Genomic DNA, 15,135 nt, shown 5'->3' with positions numbered 1-15,135 from the left:
GAAGCACGACGGGGGCTTTCCGCCCCTGGACACCACAAGGGAGGACTCGTGGGAGTCAGCCTCAGCAAGGGCGGCAACGTATCGCTGTCGAAGGAGGCCCCGGGCCTGACCGCCGTCATCGTCGGTCTGGGGTGGGACGTGCGCACCACGACCGGCTCCGACTTCGACCTGGACGCCAGCGCACTGCTGCTGAACTCGACGGGCAAGGTCGGCAGCGACCAGAACTTCGTCTTCTTCAACAACCTCAAGAGTCCCGACGGCTCGGTCGAGCACACCGGCGACAACATCACCGGCGAGGGCGAGGGCGACGACGAGCAGATCAAGGTCAACCTGGCCACGGTCCCCGCCGACGTCGACAAGATCGTCTTCCCGGTGTCGATCTACGACGCCGAAAACCGCCAGCAGTCCTTCGGCCAGGTCCGCAACGCGTTCATCCGCGTGGTGAACCAGGCCGGCGGCACCGAGATCGCCCGCTACGACCTGTCCGAGGACGCCTCGACCGAGACCGCGATGGTCTTCGGCGAGCTGTACCGCAACGGCGCGGAGTGGAAGTTCCGTGCCATCGGCCAGGGCTACGCCTCCGGCCTGCGCGGCATCGCCCAGGACTTCGGCGTCAACGTCTGAACCGTCCGAACGCCCCGGACGTCGGAGTTCGGGCCGTTCGAAAGTCCGCTCTGTCCGGCGCCGCACCGTTTACGGTCGGCGCCGGACGCGCAGGACATCCGGAGAAGTACCACCAGGGGAGGACCAGCATCATGGGCGTCACGCTCGCCAAGGGAGGCAATGTCTCCCTCTCCAAGGCCGCACCGAACCTCACCAACGTCATGATCGGACTGGGCTGGGACGCCCGCTCCACCACCGGCGCCCCCTTCGACCTGGACGCCAGTGCACTGCTGTGCAAGGACGGGCGGGTGATGGGCGACGAGTGGTTCGTCTTCTACAACCAGCTCAAGAGCCCCGACGGCTCGGTCGAGCACACCGGTGACAACCTCACCGGCGAGGGCGAGGGAGACGACGAATCGATTCTGGTCGACCTGCCGAAGGTGCCGGCCGACTGCGACAAGATCATCTTCCCGGTCTCCATCCACATGGCCGACGAGCGCGGCCAGACCTTCGGCCAGGTCTCCAACGCGTTCATCCGGGTGGTCAACCAGGCCGACGGCCAGGAGCTCGCCCGCTACGACCTGTCCGAGGACGCCTCCACCGAGACCGCCATGATCTTCGGCGAGCTCTACCGGTACCAGGGCGAATGGAAGTTCCGGGCCGTCGGCCAGGGCTACGCGTCCGGGCTGCGGGGTATCGCACTCGACTTCGGTGTGAACGTCTCGTAGCACCCGTCACAGCCGGATGTGGGGCCCGCGCGAGCCGTAGGACACCGGTGCCCTCTACACTTCGTGGTCAACAGTGAGTAAAGCCGAGTACGGCGCGGGAGAGACCCGTACCACACCATGATTGGGTAGCCAGTGCTTCTGAAAACCTTCGGCTGGTCGTTCGCGATCACCGCGCTCGGCCTGGTCGCCGCGGTCTTCTACGGGGGGTGGGAGGCCTTCGGCATCGTGGCGATCCTCGCCGTCCTCGAGATCTCCCTGTCGTTCGACAACGCGGTCGTCAACGCCGGAATCCTGAAGAAGATGAGCGCCTTCTGGCAGAAGATCTTCCTCACGGTCGGCGTTCTCATCGCGGTCTTCGGCATGCGGCTGGTCTTCCCCGTCGTGATCGTCGCGGTCACCGCCAAGATGGGCCCCATCGAGGCCGTCGACCTCGCGCTCAACAACAAGGACCGCTACCAGCAACTGGTCACCGACGCCCACCCGGCGATCGCCGCCTTCGGCGGCATGTTCCTGCTGATGATCTTCCTCGACTTCATCTTCGAGGACCGGGACATCCAGTGGCTGCGCTGGATCGAGCGCCCCCTGGCCAAGCTCGGCAAGGTCGACATGCTGGCGGTCTGCATCGCCCTGATCGTCCTGCTGATCACCTCCTTCACCTTCGCCACCCACGCCCACCAGCACGGCGGCGGCCATGCCGACAAGGCGCAGACGGTCCTGATCGCCGGTATCGCCGGCCTGATCACGTACATGATCGTCGGCGGCCTCTCCGGCTTCTTCGAGGACCGGCTCGAAGCCGAGGAGGAGCGCGAGCACGAGGAGGAGGAAGAGGCCGAGCGCACCGGCAAGAAGAAGTCGGCGGTCGTGCTCGCCGGCCAGGCCGCGTTCTTCATGTTCCTCTACCTGGAGGTCCTGGACGCGTCCTTCTCCTTCGACGGCGTGATCGGCGCGTTCGCCATCACCAACGACATCGTGCTCATGGCCCTCGGTCTCGGCATCGGCGCGATGTACGTCCGGTCGCTCACGGTCTACCTGGTCCGGCAGGGCACTCTCGACGACTACGTCTACCTGGAGCACGGCGCCCACTACGCGATCGGTGCGCTGGCGGTCCTCCTGATGGTCACCATCCAGCACGAGATCAACGAGGTCATCACCGGTCTCGTCGGCGTCGTCCTGATCGCCTGGTCGTTCTGGTCCTCCGTGCGACGCAACCAGCGGCTGGCGGCGGCCGAGGGAAAAGCGGGGACGGACGAGAAGGCTGAGGTCTCGTCCGCCGTCTGAACCGGCTCACCGGGCCGGAAACGGAGGGTGTGACACCCTTCCTGGCGAGGAACGCTCTGTTCGGGGCGGCCGACACGGTCGGCCGCCCCGAGGCGTTGGCAGAAGTCTCTGGGGGCGGGAATGGGTTTCTTCGACGGGCTGCTGGGCGGAAGGGCGGCCGAGTTCGACTCGGGCAGTGCCGCTTCCAACTCCATCGAACTCACCAAGCGGCACCAGCAGGTGTCCCTGACGAAGCAGGGCGCGGCCACCGGCAACCTGCGCATCAACCTCGCCTGGCGGATGCGGACGTCCGACTTCGACGGCGAACAGCGGGCAAGTCTGTTCCGGCACCCCTTCAAGGCGCTCAAGCCGCCGGAGGTGCTCGGGCACGGGCAGAGCATGGTCAACGTCGACCTCGACCTCGGTGCGCTGTACGAGCTCACCGACGGGAGCAAGGGCGTCGTACAGCCGCTCGGTGGCCTGCTCGGGGACGTGAACGCACCGCCGTACGTCAAGCTCAGCGGCGACGACCGGTTCGGGTCCGCGTCCGGCGAGACGATGTACGTCAACCTTGATCATCGGGATGACATCAAGCGGCTGCTGGTGTTCGTGTACATCTACGACCAGACACCGGCGTTCGACCGCACCCACGCGATCGTCACGCTGTACCCGAGCAACGGGCCGCGGATCGAGATAGGCCTGGACGAGCGGCATCCGCAGGCCCGGTCGTGCGCGGTCGTGATGATCGAGAACGTGAAGGGCGAGCTGGTCGTCCGGCGTGAGGTGAAGTTCGTCTACGGGTTCCAGGGGGAGCTGGATCGGTTGTACGGGTGGGGGCTGCAGTGGGGGCGGGGTTACAAGACGGCCGAGCGGTAGGTCGCCGGGTGCATCCGGTCACCGCCCGATGAACTGCGGGCCCTGTGGCGGCAGCCGGAAATCCGCGTTGGGAACCGTCGCCACCGGGATCGGGGCCGGTGGGGGATAGCCGTAGCCCGACTGGGGCTGCTGCTGGGTGTACGCGGGCTCGGGGTAGCCGTAGGCCGGTGAGGTCGGCTGGGGGTAGCCGTACGCCGGCTGGGCCGGGACCGATGCCGGCTGCTCGGGCGGCAGGGGCTGGGAGGCCGCGGGCTCCTCCATCGTCTCCGACTCGTCCACCGAGATGCCGAAGTCGGTCGCCAGGCCCTTGAGGCCGTTGCTGTAGCCCTCGCCCAGTGCGCGGAACTTCCAGCCCTCGCCCCTGCGGTACAGCTCGCCGCAGATCAGGGCCGTCTCGGCGCCGGTCTCCGGCTTGATGTCGAAGTGGGCCAGCGGCTCGGCGTCGGGGGCAGAGGCGTCGTACAGCAGGATGCGCAGGGCGGGTACGTGTTCGAACGGGACGCCGTCCGCCGATGCGACCAGGAGGATTCGGCCGACATTGGGCTCGACACCGGGGAGATCTGTCTGGATCGTGTCGGTGAGGCCTTCGGGCACCCGCTTTTTGCCGAGCCGCCAGACCTTCCCGGAGGGGTGCCGGGGCTGGTTGTAGAAGACGAAGTCCTCGTCGGATCGCACACGTCCGTCGGGGCCGAGGAGCAGCGCCGAGGCATCGACGTCCGGGACTCCCTGCCCTGGGGTCCAGCGCAGCACCGCCCGGACCGTGGTGGCTTCCAGCGGGACGTTCGACCCCTTCAGCATCGCGTGCGTCATGCGGTCATCCTGCCCTCTCGGTCCTGGTCACGACAACGCGGGGGGCTTCGCGACCGACACAGGCGGGTTACCTGGAATTCATGCCCGGCGGGAACCCTCGACATGGCTTTGTACGTACTATTACCGGCCACCCTTTACCAATTACACAGGCTAGGCCCACGCCACGGGGGAGTTCTATGCGTCATTTCGGGCACATCGCACCTGAGGTGCGCCAGCGCCTCTTCCACCAGGAGCCGTGCGAGTTCACCGCCGACTCCCCGGCCCGGCTGCTCTCCGCGGCCCTGGGCGCCACGCTGTACAGCCCGGCCACCCGGGCGCGGCTCGCCGACGACATCGTCAAGCAGGCGGGACTCGGCGTGGTCTCGATGGTGCTGTGCCTGGAGGACTCCATCGGCGACGAGGACGTGGTGGCGGGCGAGGAGAACCTCGTACGCCAGTTCGCCGACCTGGCCGCGCGGGAGCGGGAGGGCGCGGCCCTTCCGCTGCTCTTCATCCGGGTGCGCGAGCCCGACCAGATCCCCGATCTCGTACGACGGCTCGGTGGCAGCGTGTCGCTGCTGTCCGGGTTCGTGTTCCCGAAGTTCACCGAGGAGCGCGGCATCCCCTTCCTGCAGGCCCTGGACGGAGCCGAGGCGCGCAGCGGCCGCCGGCTGTTCGGGATGCCCGTCCTGGAGACGCCCGAGCTGATGTACCGCGAGACGCGCGTGGACGCCTTGGAGGGCATCGCCCGCGCCGTCGACAAGTACCGCGACAAGGTGCTGGCGCTGCGCCTCGGGGTCACCGACTTCTGCTCGTCGTACGGGCTGCGGCGGGCGCCCGACATGACCGCCTACGACGTGCAGATCATCGCCTCCGTCATCGCCGACGTGGTGAACATGCTGGGGCGGGCCGACGGCACCGGGTTCACGGTGACCGGGCCGGTGTGGGAGTACTTCCGGGTGCCGGAGCGCATGTTCAAGCCGATGCTGCGCTCCAGCCCCTTCCTGGCGGAGCAGGCCGTGGAGCTGCGCGACCGGCTCATCGAGCACGCCATGGACGGCCTGCTGAGAGAGATCTCCCTGGACCAGGCCAACGGGCTGCTCGGCAAGACCTGCATCCACCCCTCGCATGTCGTCCCCGTGCACGCGCTGTCGGTCGTCAGTCACGAGGAGTTCTCCGACGCCCAGGACATCCTGCGGCCGGAACGGGGCGGCGGGGGTGTACTTCGCTCCGCGTACACGAACAAGATGAACGAGGTGAAGCCGCACCGCGCCTGGGCCGAGCGGACCATGCTGCGGGCCGAGGTGTTCGGCGTGGCCAACGAGGACGTCGGCTTCGTGGAGCTGCTCGCCGCCGGAATCCCCGGCTGACGGGCCTAGGGGACGACACAGGAAGCGCATGAACATCGCACTGAACAACGGGGACTGGTCCGGCAGCTGGGTCGCCGACCGGCTCGGCGTCGAACTCGTGGGCGACGACGGTCTGCGGTCCCTCCTCGGACTCGCCCTGCGCCGCAACCCCAAGCGGGCCCACCTCCTGGTCTCCAGCGTGCTGGGCAAGCATGTGCCCCAGTCGCCGTCGGTGGTGTACGGCCACGGGTTCGCCCTCGGCCGCCGGGTACGTGAACTCCTCGGTGACGAGGAGGCGGCCCGGGCGGTGGTGGTGGGCTACGCGGAGACGGCCACCGGCCTGGGCCACTCCGTCGCGGACGGCGTCGGCCTCGCCCCCTACCTGCACTCCACCCGCCGCCCCGTGCCCGGCATCGCCCCGGCAGGCGGCTTCGAGGAGTCCCACTCCCACGCGACCTCGCATCTGCTGCTCCCGGAGAACCCCGCGCTGCTGGCCGGCGACGGCCCGCTGGTCCTGGTGGACGACGAGTTCTCCACGGGCAACACGATCCTGAACACGATCAGGGATCTGCACGCCCGCTATCCGCGGAAACGTTATGTCGTGGTGGCTCTGGTGGATATGCGCTCGGCGGCGGACGCGGGGCGACTGACGTCGTTCGCCGGGGAGATCGACGCGCGGGTGGACCTGGTGGCGTCGGCTTCGGGGACGGTACGGCTGCCGGAGGGGGTGCTGGAGAAGGGGCAGGAACTGGTGGCGCGGTACGAGGCGCTTCAGGGCGTCGCCCCCGAAGCCGACGCCAGGTGCAACCCCCCAGGGGCGCGGGGCGGTGTCGAATCTGCGGCTACCGCCGCGTGGGCGCGACCAGCCCCCACCGGCCCGCACCCGAACGACAACCGCACCACCCCCCACGTCACCCACATCGACCTGCACTGGCCCCGGGGCCTCCCCGACGGCGGCCGCCACGGCTTCACCCCCGCCCACCGAATACGCCTCGAAACGGCGCTTCCCACCATGGCCGCGCGCCTCGCCGAGGCCCTGCCCCCCGACGCCCGCCGCGTGCTCACGCTCGGCTTCGAGGAGCTGATGTACGCCCCCCTCCGGGTCGCCCGCGAACTGGAGGCCCTCGTCACCGCCGAGGTGCGGTACTCCACCACCACCCGTTCACCCGTCCTGGCCGTCGACGACCCCGGTTACGCCATCCGCAGCCGCCTCGTCTTCCCGGCCCACGACAACCCCGCCGACGGCCCCGGCGAGCGCTACGCGTACAACGTGGCCGGCGCCGGCTTCGACGCCGTGGTCGTCTTTGTCGACTCGGCCGGCGACACCCCCGAACTGCACGCGCCCGACGGCCTGTTGGCCCGGCTCGGCGCGCATGCCCCGCACGTCCTGCTCGCGGTTGTACCGTCGTACGTCCCCGCGCTGACCGAAGAGAGCCCCGCCATGCTGCCCGAGCCCCTCCGCGGCCCCGCCTTCTCCTCGTACCCGCCGGAGGACGTCGGCTGGCTGCTCCAGGACCTCTCGGACGTCACGCTGGAGGCGCCGACCGAGGAGCGCGAGGAGGCGATCCAGAGCGGCGGCGCGCACTACGCCGAGTCGCTGCCGGTGGAGTACCAGCCGAGCGAGCGGTACCAGGCGCTCTTCCACGCGGCCCTGGAGACCTCGGCCGCCCGGATCGCGCAGGCGGTCGGGGTGGTGACGGAGACCGTGATGGCCGAGCGGTCGCCCCGGCCGGTGCTGGTCTCGCTGGCGCGCGCCGGGACCCCGGTGGGTGTGCTGATGCGGCGCTGGGCGCGGTTCCGGTACGGCGTCGAGCTGCCGCACTACGCCGTGTCGATCGTGCGCGGCCGCGGTATCGACGCGAACGCGCTGCGCTGGCTGGCGGCCCATCACGATCCGCGTGACGTCGTGTTCGTGGACGGCTGGACCGGTAAGGGCGCGATCACCCGGGAACTCGCCGACGCGGTCGAGGAGTTCGAGGAGCGGGAGGGCGTCTCCGGGTTCGACCCGGAGATCGCGGTGCTCGCGGACCCCGGCTCGTGCGTGCGGACGTACGGCACCCGGGAGGACTTCCTGATCCCCTCCGCCTGCCTCAACTCGACCGTCTCCGGGCTGATCTCACGGACCGTGCTGCGGTCCGACCTCGTGGGTCCTGACGACTTCCACGGCGCGAAGTTCTACCGCGAGCTGGCCGGGGCCGATGTGTCGGTGGCCTTCCTGGACGCGATCGCGGCCCGGTTCGAGGAGGTCGTGGACGCGGTGGACGAGGCCGTGAAGGAGATGGCCGTCGCCGACCGCACGCCGAGCTGGGAGGGCTGGGCGGCCGTCGAGCGGATCAGCGAGGAGTACGGCATCCACGACGTGAACCTCGTCAAGCCGGGCGTGGGGGAGACCACCCGGGTGCTGCTGCGCCGGGTGCCCTGGAAGATCCTGGCGCGGGCCGGGGCGGGCGCCGACCTGGACCATGTGCGGCTGCTGGCCGAGCAGAGAGGTGTGCCGGTGGAGGAGGTCGGCGAACTGCCGTACACCTGTGTCGGGTTGATCCATCCCAAGTACACGCGCGGGGCGACCGGTGCCGACGGCAGGGCGGTGAACGTCTGATGGCGGTGCTGGTGGCGAGCGATCTCGACCGTACGCTCATCTACTCGGCGGGTGCCCTGGCGCTGACCATGCCGGACGCGCGGGCGCCCCGGCTGCTCTGTGTGGAGGTGCACGAGAGCAAGCCGCTGTCGTACATGACCGAGACGTCCGCGCGGTTGCTCACCGACCTCGGGGACGCGGCCGTCTTCGTGCCGACGACCACACGGACCCGTAAGCAGTACGAGCGGATCAGTCTGCCGGGGCCCGCGCCGCGGTACGCCATCTGTGCCAACGGCGGGCATCTGCTGGTCGACGGGGTGTCCGACGGGGACTGGCACGGGCACGTGCTGGCGCGGCTGGCCGGCGAGTGCGCGCCGCTGGACGAGGTGCGGGCGTATCTGATGGAGCACGCCGATCCGGTGTGGCTGCGCAAGCACCGGATCGCCGAGGACCTCTTCGCCTACCTGGTCGTGGAGCGGGAGCTGCTGCCCGAGGAGTGGGTGAAGAGCCTCGCGGTGTGGGCCGAGAACCGTGGCTGGACGGTGTCCTTGCAGGGGCGGAAGATCTACGCCGTGCCGAAACCGCTGACGAAGAGCGCGGCGATGCGGGAGATCGCGCGGCGGACCGGGGCCGAGCTGACGCTGGCCGCCGGGGACTCGCTGCTCGACGCCGACCTGCTGCTGGCCGCGGACCGTGGCTGGCGGCCGGGGCACGGGGAGCTGGCCGACGCCGGATGGACCGGGCCGGCCGTCGTCGCGTTGCCGGAGCGCGGAGTGCTCGCCGGAGAACGAATCCTGCGGGAGTTCTTGACGGCGGTCCGTACGGAGAGCGGGGACGCCCCCTAGCCGCAGCAGCCTCCGCCGCAGCAGCCGCCGGAGCCGGGGGCGGCCGGGGTCGAGGCCGTACCGCCCACCGCCACCGTGGACAAGAGCTTTACGGTGTCCTCATGCCCGTGAGGGCATGCTGCCGGAGCGGACGACTCGGCCATGGGGCGGGACAGTTCGAAGGTGTCGCCGCAGGTGCGGCAGCGGTACTCGTAGCGGGGCATGGGGACAGGCTAACGGGAGTGATGAGGGAGTGATGGGCATCACTACACCTCAGAATTTCATGAGTGTTCCTTTCTGTCCGATACTTGTGCGGAGATATTGAAAAGATCGCTGATAATTTGAGCTGGCCGCGAGGAGCCGAAAGACCGGGGGATGAGGGGGGTTCGCAGCGCCGCGCCCGCCGCGGACCTGCCACCCGTCGTGTCTAACCGCGCGCGCAAGACCGAGTGCGAGGGGAGACGCAGTCGTGACGGACGCATCGGAGCGGACGGGCGACCCGGATGACGGCAATGACCAGGCCGGATCCCGGGATCGAAAGCCGTTCGAACCGGACGCGACCCTGCATCTGAAAGTCGACGGCCTGCGCGCGGAGCATGCTCTGTCGCAGAAGGGCGACGACGCTCAGCGGGCGCAGGAGATCGCACGGCGCAAGGCGGAGGCCCTGTGGAAGGAGCTGCACGCCCTGCGGGCCGAGAAGGCCGACGCCGCGAAGGCGGGGGAGGGCGAGGGCGACGTCCCGGCGCGCCGTGAGGGGGTACGGCGGAAGAAGTCGGATCCGCCCGCGCATGACGAGACCCTGCATCTGAAGGTGGACGCCCTGCGGGCGGACGTCACGATGCAGATCCGGGTGCCCGGACAACGGCAGTCGGAGCCGGAGCCGGAGTCGGTGGCCTCGGGCGGCCGTGCCGAGCGGCGCCGCAGCGCCCGCCCGTCGCCGCGTGAACGGGTGCTGGCGGCGGTGGCGAGGTTCCGGGCCCTAGTGGGGCCCCGACTCGCGCCACTGGCGCCGTACGCGCGGAAGTTGAGGCCGCAGTACCCGCGGCCCGGCCGGGCCGGATGGCGGCGCTGGATGCCGTCCTGGCGGCAGTGGCTGGGAGGCTGTGCCGGGGCTGTCGGGCTGACCGGGCTGTTCCTCGTCGTCGCTTACGCCGCCACGGACATACCGTCCAACCTCAACACGTATGCCACCCAGCAGGACAATGTCTACTTCTGGTCCGACGGCACACCGATGGCCCGGACCGGATGGGTGCAGCGGCAGGACATGCCGCTCAAGGACATACCCGTGGACGTGCGGTGGGCGGTCCTCGCGGCGGAGAACGAGAGTTTCTACTCCGACCCCGGCATTTCGGTGAAGGGCATCACCCGGGCCCTGTACCGGACCATTGGCCAGGGGGACACCGAGGGTGGTTCCACCATCACCCAGCAATATGTGAAAAACGTCTACCTGACACAGAACCAGACCGTGAGCCGCAAGTTCACCGAGGCGATGATCTCCCTCAAGCTCGACAACAGGATGAGCAAGGACCAGATCCTGGAGGGCTACCTCAACACCAGCTGGTTCGGCCGGGGGACGTACGGCATCCAGCGCGCCTCCCAGGCCTACTACGGCAAGGACGTCGGCCAGCTGAACGCCAGCGAGGCCGCCATGCTCGCCTCACTGCTCAAGGGCGCCGGGCTCTACGACCCGACGCTGAGCAACGCCAACCACAAGCGGGCCGTGGAGCGTTGGTCCTGGATCCTGGACCGGATGGTCAAGATCGGCAAGCTGACACCGGCCGAGCGGGCCCAGTACAAGACCTTCCCGGAACCGATCAAGACCAACAAGATGTACGACACCGGCAGTCAGAGCGACTACCTGGTGGAACTGGCGCAGCAGTACGCCAAAAAGTCCGCCCATATCTCGGACAAGCAGTTCGACCTCGGCGGATACCAGATCTACACGACCTTCGACCGCAAGAAGGAGGACACCCTCACCAAGGCCGTGACCAAGGCCCGCAAGGCGGCCAAGGACAGCGACCCCAAGCTCGCCGAGGCCGCGCACTACGGCGCCGCCTCGGTCGCCACCGACGGGCGGATCGTAGCCGTGTACGGCGGACCCGACCACCGTACGCAGGGCTACAACGAGTCCAACTCGACCACCGTCCCGGCCGGCACCTCCTTCCTGCCCTTCGTCTACGCCGCCGGCCTCCAGAACGGCATCCACAGGGAGCGCGGCGGCGCCGGCACCGCGGTCACCCCGGAGACCGTCTACGACGGTGACAACAAGGTCCCGGTCACGACACCGGACGGGCCGTACTGGGACCGCAGCGGCAAGAAGGTCTACGCGAACAACGACAACGGGACCTCCTACGGGCAGATCAGCCTGGCCCAGGCCCTCGCCCGGTCCGTGAACACCCCGTTCATGCAACTCGGCATGGACACCGGGCTCGACAAGGTGCGGTCCACCGCGGTGGCCTCCGGGCTGCTCGCCGACAGCATCGGGGCGCAGGTGCCGACGCTGTCCATGGGCAGCTCCACGCCCAGCGCGATCCGGATGGCGAGCGGGTACGCCACCTTCGCGGCCGGCGGCGACCACACCGAGCCGTACTCGGTCGCCAAGATCACCCGCAACGGCCGCCGCGTCGCCCTCGACACCCCGCAGCCGACCCGCGCGGTCCGCGACGACGTGGCCGAGGACGTCGAGCAGGCACTCACCGAATCGTTCCGCCTCGCCCACCCGACCGCTACCGTCGGCACCGGGGCGGCGGGCAAGGCGGGCACCACCAACGCCACCGGCAAGGACACCGCCTCCTGGTACACCGGCACGGTCTCCTCCGTGACCACGTCGGTCGTCGTGTACCGCATCGACCTGAACAAATCCCTGGAGCCGCTCCCGCTCAAGGGACTCGCCGGTACCGGCGACGACAACGTCCCGTACGCGGTCTGGGCACAGGCCATGGGCCTTGACTGACCACCGAAGCCCGAAGCTCCCCACACCACCCGCAGAATGAGCCCCGCATGAAGCCCCGCACGAAGTCGACAACCGGCGGCCACCGCCGCAAGGCGCCCGCCCGCGACCGCCGGCCAGCCCGCCCGGAGTTCATGACCCTGGCGGCCTTCCTGGTCGTCGCCTCCCTCGTCGCGGGCTATCTGGTGCTGACCAGACAGGACGACACCGCACCCACCGCCGCCGGCAGCAGGAAGGCCTCCCCGTCGCCGTCGGCGAGCCCGAAGTGGGACGGCAAGACCAAGATCCTCGGGGACGGGTCGACGTCGTACACCGGGCCGCAGAAGGACCAGTTGAAGCCCGAGAAGCTCAAACCGGGTGAGAAGCCGCCCCAGTTCGTCGTCTTCTCCTGGGACGGCGCCCTGGAGGGCGACGACCATCTCTTCTCGCACTACCGGGAGATGGCCAAGGAGTACAACGCCCACATGACCTTCTTCCTCACCGGCATCTATCTGCTGCCCAAGAGCAAGAAGACGCTCTACACCGGGCCGATGCACTCCCCGGGCGACGCCGCCATCGACTACGCCACCGACGCGCACATCCGCACCACCCTGGAGCAGCTGCGCGAGGCGTACGAGCAGGGCAACGAGATCGGCACCCACTTCAACGGCCACTTCTGCGAGAAGAAGGGCGGCGGCGACTGGAGCGTCGCACAGTGGAAGAGCGAGATCGACCAGTTCTACGACTTCGTGGAGAACTGGAAGACCAACACCGGCTACAAGGACATCCCCGCCCTGCCCTTCGACTTCAAGCAGGAGGTCGTCGGCGGCCGCGCCCCCTGCCTGGAGGGCCAGCCCAACCTGCTCAAGGCCCTGCAGAAGTACGGCTACAACTGGCGCTACGACGCCAGCTCACCCGGCGACTTCCAGATATGGCCCGCCAAGAAGGACGGCGTCTGGAACTTCCCGCTCCAGATGCTCCCCTACCCGGGCGGCGACTACCAGGGCCTCTCCATGGACTTCAACTTCCTCTACAACCAGTCCAACGGCGAGACCGACGGCGACCCCGCCAAGTACGCCGAATGGCAGCAGCAGACCGTCGAGTCCTACATGGACGGCTTCAACCGCGTCTACTACGGCAGCCGGGCCCCGCTGTTCATCGGCAACCACTTCGAGGACTGGAACGGCGGCATCTACATGAAGGCCATCGACCAGGTCATCCCGAAGATATGCACCAAGAAGGGCGTCAAGTGCGTCTCCTTCAAGGAACTCTCCGACTGGATGGACGCCCAGGACCCGCAGACCCTGGCCCGGCTGCGCACCCTGGACCCGGCCCAGGCCCCGGCCGACTGGTCGACCATCGTCAAGTGACCGCCGCAGGGTGACACGGTCCAAGTACGTGGCACACAAAGCGGATCCCAGGTGCAACCCCCTTCACAGGTGCCGCACACGTCGTGCGAAGATGCCGTCGCCCGGTAGGCGTACCGGCGTAGAGGGGAACACCATTGAAATCCAGAAAACTGAGCCGTAAGCGCAGCCGCACGGCCATAGTCACGGCGGCGGCTGCCTCGGTCGTCGCCGGCGTCGCCCTCGTGCCCAACTGGAGCGCGGGCGCGGCCGTCGTCGACGATCCGACCGTGGACGCCGCGACCAAGGCCACTTTCCAGAAGCTGGCCGACGCGGTCTTCACCGACCGCACCCAGGCCCTCGTCGACGGGGCCACCAAGAAGCAGAGCACCTCTCGTTTCTCCGGCGATGTCCGCCTCTCCAGCACCCAGTCGCGTGACGAGAACTCCGCGCTGACCCAGCTGCGCGGCCGCCAGAACCGCCTCGCCAAGCTCGGTGAGACGTACAGCGCCGGCAACACCCAGGTCACGCTCGACGCGACCCGGGTCACCGGCCGCACCGCCAAGGCCGACGTCACCGAGACGACGACGCTGACCTACGCGAAGGCCACCGGCAACGAGCCGAAGACCACCGGCTTCCAGTCCCACCACGAACTGACCTTCAAGGCGGACCGGCAGGGCACCTGGCAGCTCACCACCATCAAGGACACGGACAACGGCGGCCTCGCCGTCAACACCCTGTCCAAGCCCTCGGTGAAGGCACCCGCCACCGGCGACGACGGCACCACCATGCCCAACGCCCCGCGCGCGGCCACCACCCGCAACCCCGTGGCCGTACCGAAGACCAGCACCGCGTACGACTACAAGGCCATGGCGGCCTACGCCGAGAAGTACTGGAACAACTACAACACGGACTACCCCGACTTCAACGGGCACGCCGACGGCGGCGACTGCACCAACTTCGTCAGCCAGTCCCTGAAGGCCGGCGGCTGGAAGCACGTCCCGGGCTACGTCTACGACTACACCAAGTGGTTCGGCAACGCCGACATCCAGTCGGACTCGTTCGTCGGCGTCAACGAGTGGTCCTGGTTCGCCCAGAACTCCAAGCGGACCACCCCGCTCGCCAACGTCTACCAGCTGGAGGTCGGCGACGTCCTCCAGATGGACTTCGACCGGGACGGGTCCAAGGACCACACGATGATCGTGACGTACAAGAGCAACGGCATCCCGTACGTCACGTACCACTCGAACAACACCCTGCGCAGGTCGGTGGCGAGCCTCATCGCGTCGTACCCGAACGCGTACTACTACGCCTACCGCACCTGATCACGCGCGGTGCCGGCCCGCTGCTCCGCCTCGGGGTGGCGGGCCCGCCAGTACGGGTTGTCGTGCGGCAGGTTCGTACTGACCCTGCCGTACATCCCGAACACCATCAGCACGATGCCCACCACGAAACTGAACAGCACGTTCTGGATCTTGAAGGCCAGGAAGTTCGAGTCCGTGTCGAGCAGGCCCAGGAACAGGAAGCCGTTCAGGATGAACAGCACGCCGAGGACCAGGTTCAGCGTGGACGCGAAGTTCCCGCCGATCACCATCCCGACGAACAGCAGGACGCCGACGCAGATCGACAGCACGCTCAGGGCACCGTTGGTGTTCAGGCCCATCGCGGTGTTCCCGCCGGTGTCGAAGAATCCGATGTTGTCGGTGAGCCCGAGGATGCCGAAGGCCAGCAGGAACAGACCCATCAGGCCCGCCCCGATCCGGTAGACCGTGTTCAGGCGGTGATCGACAGGCAGTGCCTCGTCGAACATGATCCGCCGCCGCGTTCCCGAGCGCGCTGTGTGCGAGGCCATCTCC

13 protein-coding genes are annotated in these 15,135 nt (G+C 68.6%); 10 read left to right on the top strand and 3 right to left on the bottom strand.

All coding sequences use genetic code 11. From position 1 onward, the window contains the following. Window positions 1-48 precede the first annotated feature (48 nt). The 4 genes from ABTY98_RS00610 to ABTY98_RS00595 all read left to right on the top strand — a co-directional run bounded on the left by ABTY98_RS00610 (window position 49) and on the right by ABTY98_RS00595 (window position 3,464). The gene (locus ABTY98_RS00610) at window positions 49-624 is read left to right on the top strand and encodes a TerD family protein (RefSeq protein WP_352218652.1); all 576 of its coding nucleotides are present in this window, start codon (window positions 49-51) and stop codon (window positions 622-624) included. Between the two features lie 131 nt (window positions 625-755). Further along, the gene (locus ABTY98_RS00605) at window positions 756-1,331 is read left to right on the top strand and encodes a TerD family protein (protein ID WP_352218651.1); all 576 of its coding nucleotides are present in this window, start codon (window positions 756-758) and stop codon (window positions 1,329-1,331) included. 132 nt (window positions 1,332-1,463) lie between these two features. Further along, window positions 1,464-2,609: a DUF475 domain-containing protein gene (locus ABTY98_RS00600; RefSeq protein ID WP_352218650.1), complete on the top strand. Its 1,146-nt coding sequence runs from the start codon at window positions 1,464-1,466 to the stop codon at window positions 2,607-2,609. 120 nt (window positions 2,610-2,729) lie between these two features. Further along, window positions 2,730-3,464, top strand: coding sequence for a TerD family protein (locus ABTY98_RS00595; protein ID WP_352218649.1), 735 nt, complete (start codon window positions 2,730-2,732; stop codon window positions 3,462-3,464). A gap of 18 nt (window positions 3,465-3,482) precedes the next feature. On the opposite strand, the gene ABTY98_RS00590 is transcribed toward ABTY98_RS00595, so the two are convergent. Continuing rightward, window positions 3,483-4,274, bottom strand: a complete 792-nt coding sequence (locus ABTY98_RS00590) for a TerD family protein (RefSeq protein ID WP_352218648.1) — start codon at window positions 4,272-4,274, stop codon at window positions 3,483-3,485. 176 nt (window positions 4,275-4,450) lie between these two features. On the opposite strand from ABTY98_RS00590, the gene ABTY98_RS00585 reads away from it, so the two are divergent. From ABTY98_RS00585 to ABTY98_RS00575, 3 genes are read left to right on the top strand one after another with little or no spacing between them, the layout of a single operon-like run. Next, on the top strand, window positions 4,451-5,623 hold the full coding sequence (locus ABTY98_RS00585; protein WP_352218647.1) for an HpcH/HpaI aldolase/citrate lyase family protein: 1,173 nt from the start codon (window positions 4,451-4,453) through the stop codon (window positions 5,621-5,623). A gap of 28 nt (window positions 5,624-5,651) precedes the next feature. Then, window positions 5,652-8,201, top strand: a complete 2,550-nt coding sequence (locus tag ABTY98_RS00580; protein ID WP_352218646.1) for a phosphoribosyltransferase — start codon at window positions 5,652-5,654, stop codon at window positions 8,199-8,201. After that, entirely contained in the window at window positions 8,201-9,025 is an 825-nt protein-coding gene (locus ABTY98_RS00575) for an HAD family hydrolase (protein ID WP_352218645.1), read from the top strand. Before ABTY98_RS00580 ends, ABTY98_RS00575 begins: the two co-directional genes overlap by 1 nt. On the opposite strand, the gene ABTY98_RS00570 is transcribed toward ABTY98_RS00575, so the two are convergent. Next, window positions 9,022-9,228 (bottom strand): FmdB family zinc ribbon protein, encoded by a 207-nt coding sequence (locus ABTY98_RS00570; protein WP_352218644.1) that lies wholly within the window; start codon window positions 9,226-9,228, stop codon window positions 9,022-9,024. The genes ABTY98_RS00575 and ABTY98_RS00570 overlap by 4 nt on opposite strands. A gap of 614 nt (window positions 9,229-9,842) precedes the next feature. Here ABTY98_RS00570 and ABTY98_RS00565 point away from each other — a divergent pair. From ABTY98_RS00565 to ABTY98_RS00555, 3 genes are all read left to right on the top strand, one after another. Continuing rightward, complete coding sequence (locus ABTY98_RS00565) at window positions 9,843-11,957, top strand: transglycosylase domain-containing protein (protein ID WP_352218884.1); 2,115 nt, start codon at window positions 9,843-9,845, stop codon at window positions 11,955-11,957. Window positions 11,958-12,004: 47 nt separating this feature from the next. Continuing rightward, the gene (locus tag ABTY98_RS00560; protein WP_352218643.1) at window positions 12,005-13,303 is read left to right on the top strand and encodes a polysaccharide deacetylase family protein; all 1,299 of its coding nucleotides are present in this window, start codon (window positions 12,005-12,007) and stop codon (window positions 13,301-13,303) included. Between the two features lie 134 nt (window positions 13,304-13,437). After that, window positions 13,438-14,604 (top strand): amidase domain-containing protein, encoded by a 1,167-nt coding sequence (locus ABTY98_RS00555; protein WP_352218642.1) that lies wholly within the window; start codon window positions 13,438-13,440, stop codon window positions 14,602-14,604. Here the strand turns inward: ABTY98_RS00555 and ABTY98_RS00550 are convergent. Next, window positions 14,592-15,131, bottom strand: coding sequence for a DUF4383 domain-containing protein (locus ABTY98_RS00550; protein WP_352218641.1), 540 nt, complete (start codon window positions 15,129-15,131; stop codon window positions 14,592-14,594). The two genes, ABTY98_RS00555 and ABTY98_RS00550, sit on opposite strands and share 13 nt — an antisense overlap. Between the last annotated feature and the right edge of the window lie 4 nt (window positions 15,132-15,135).

Source organism: Streptomyces sp. NPDC096040 (genome assembly GCF_040303265.1).
GTDB lineage: Bacteria > Actinomycetota > Actinomycetes > Streptomycetales > Streptomycetaceae > Streptomyces.
This window is presented reverse-complemented; position numbering and strand designations above follow the sequence as displayed.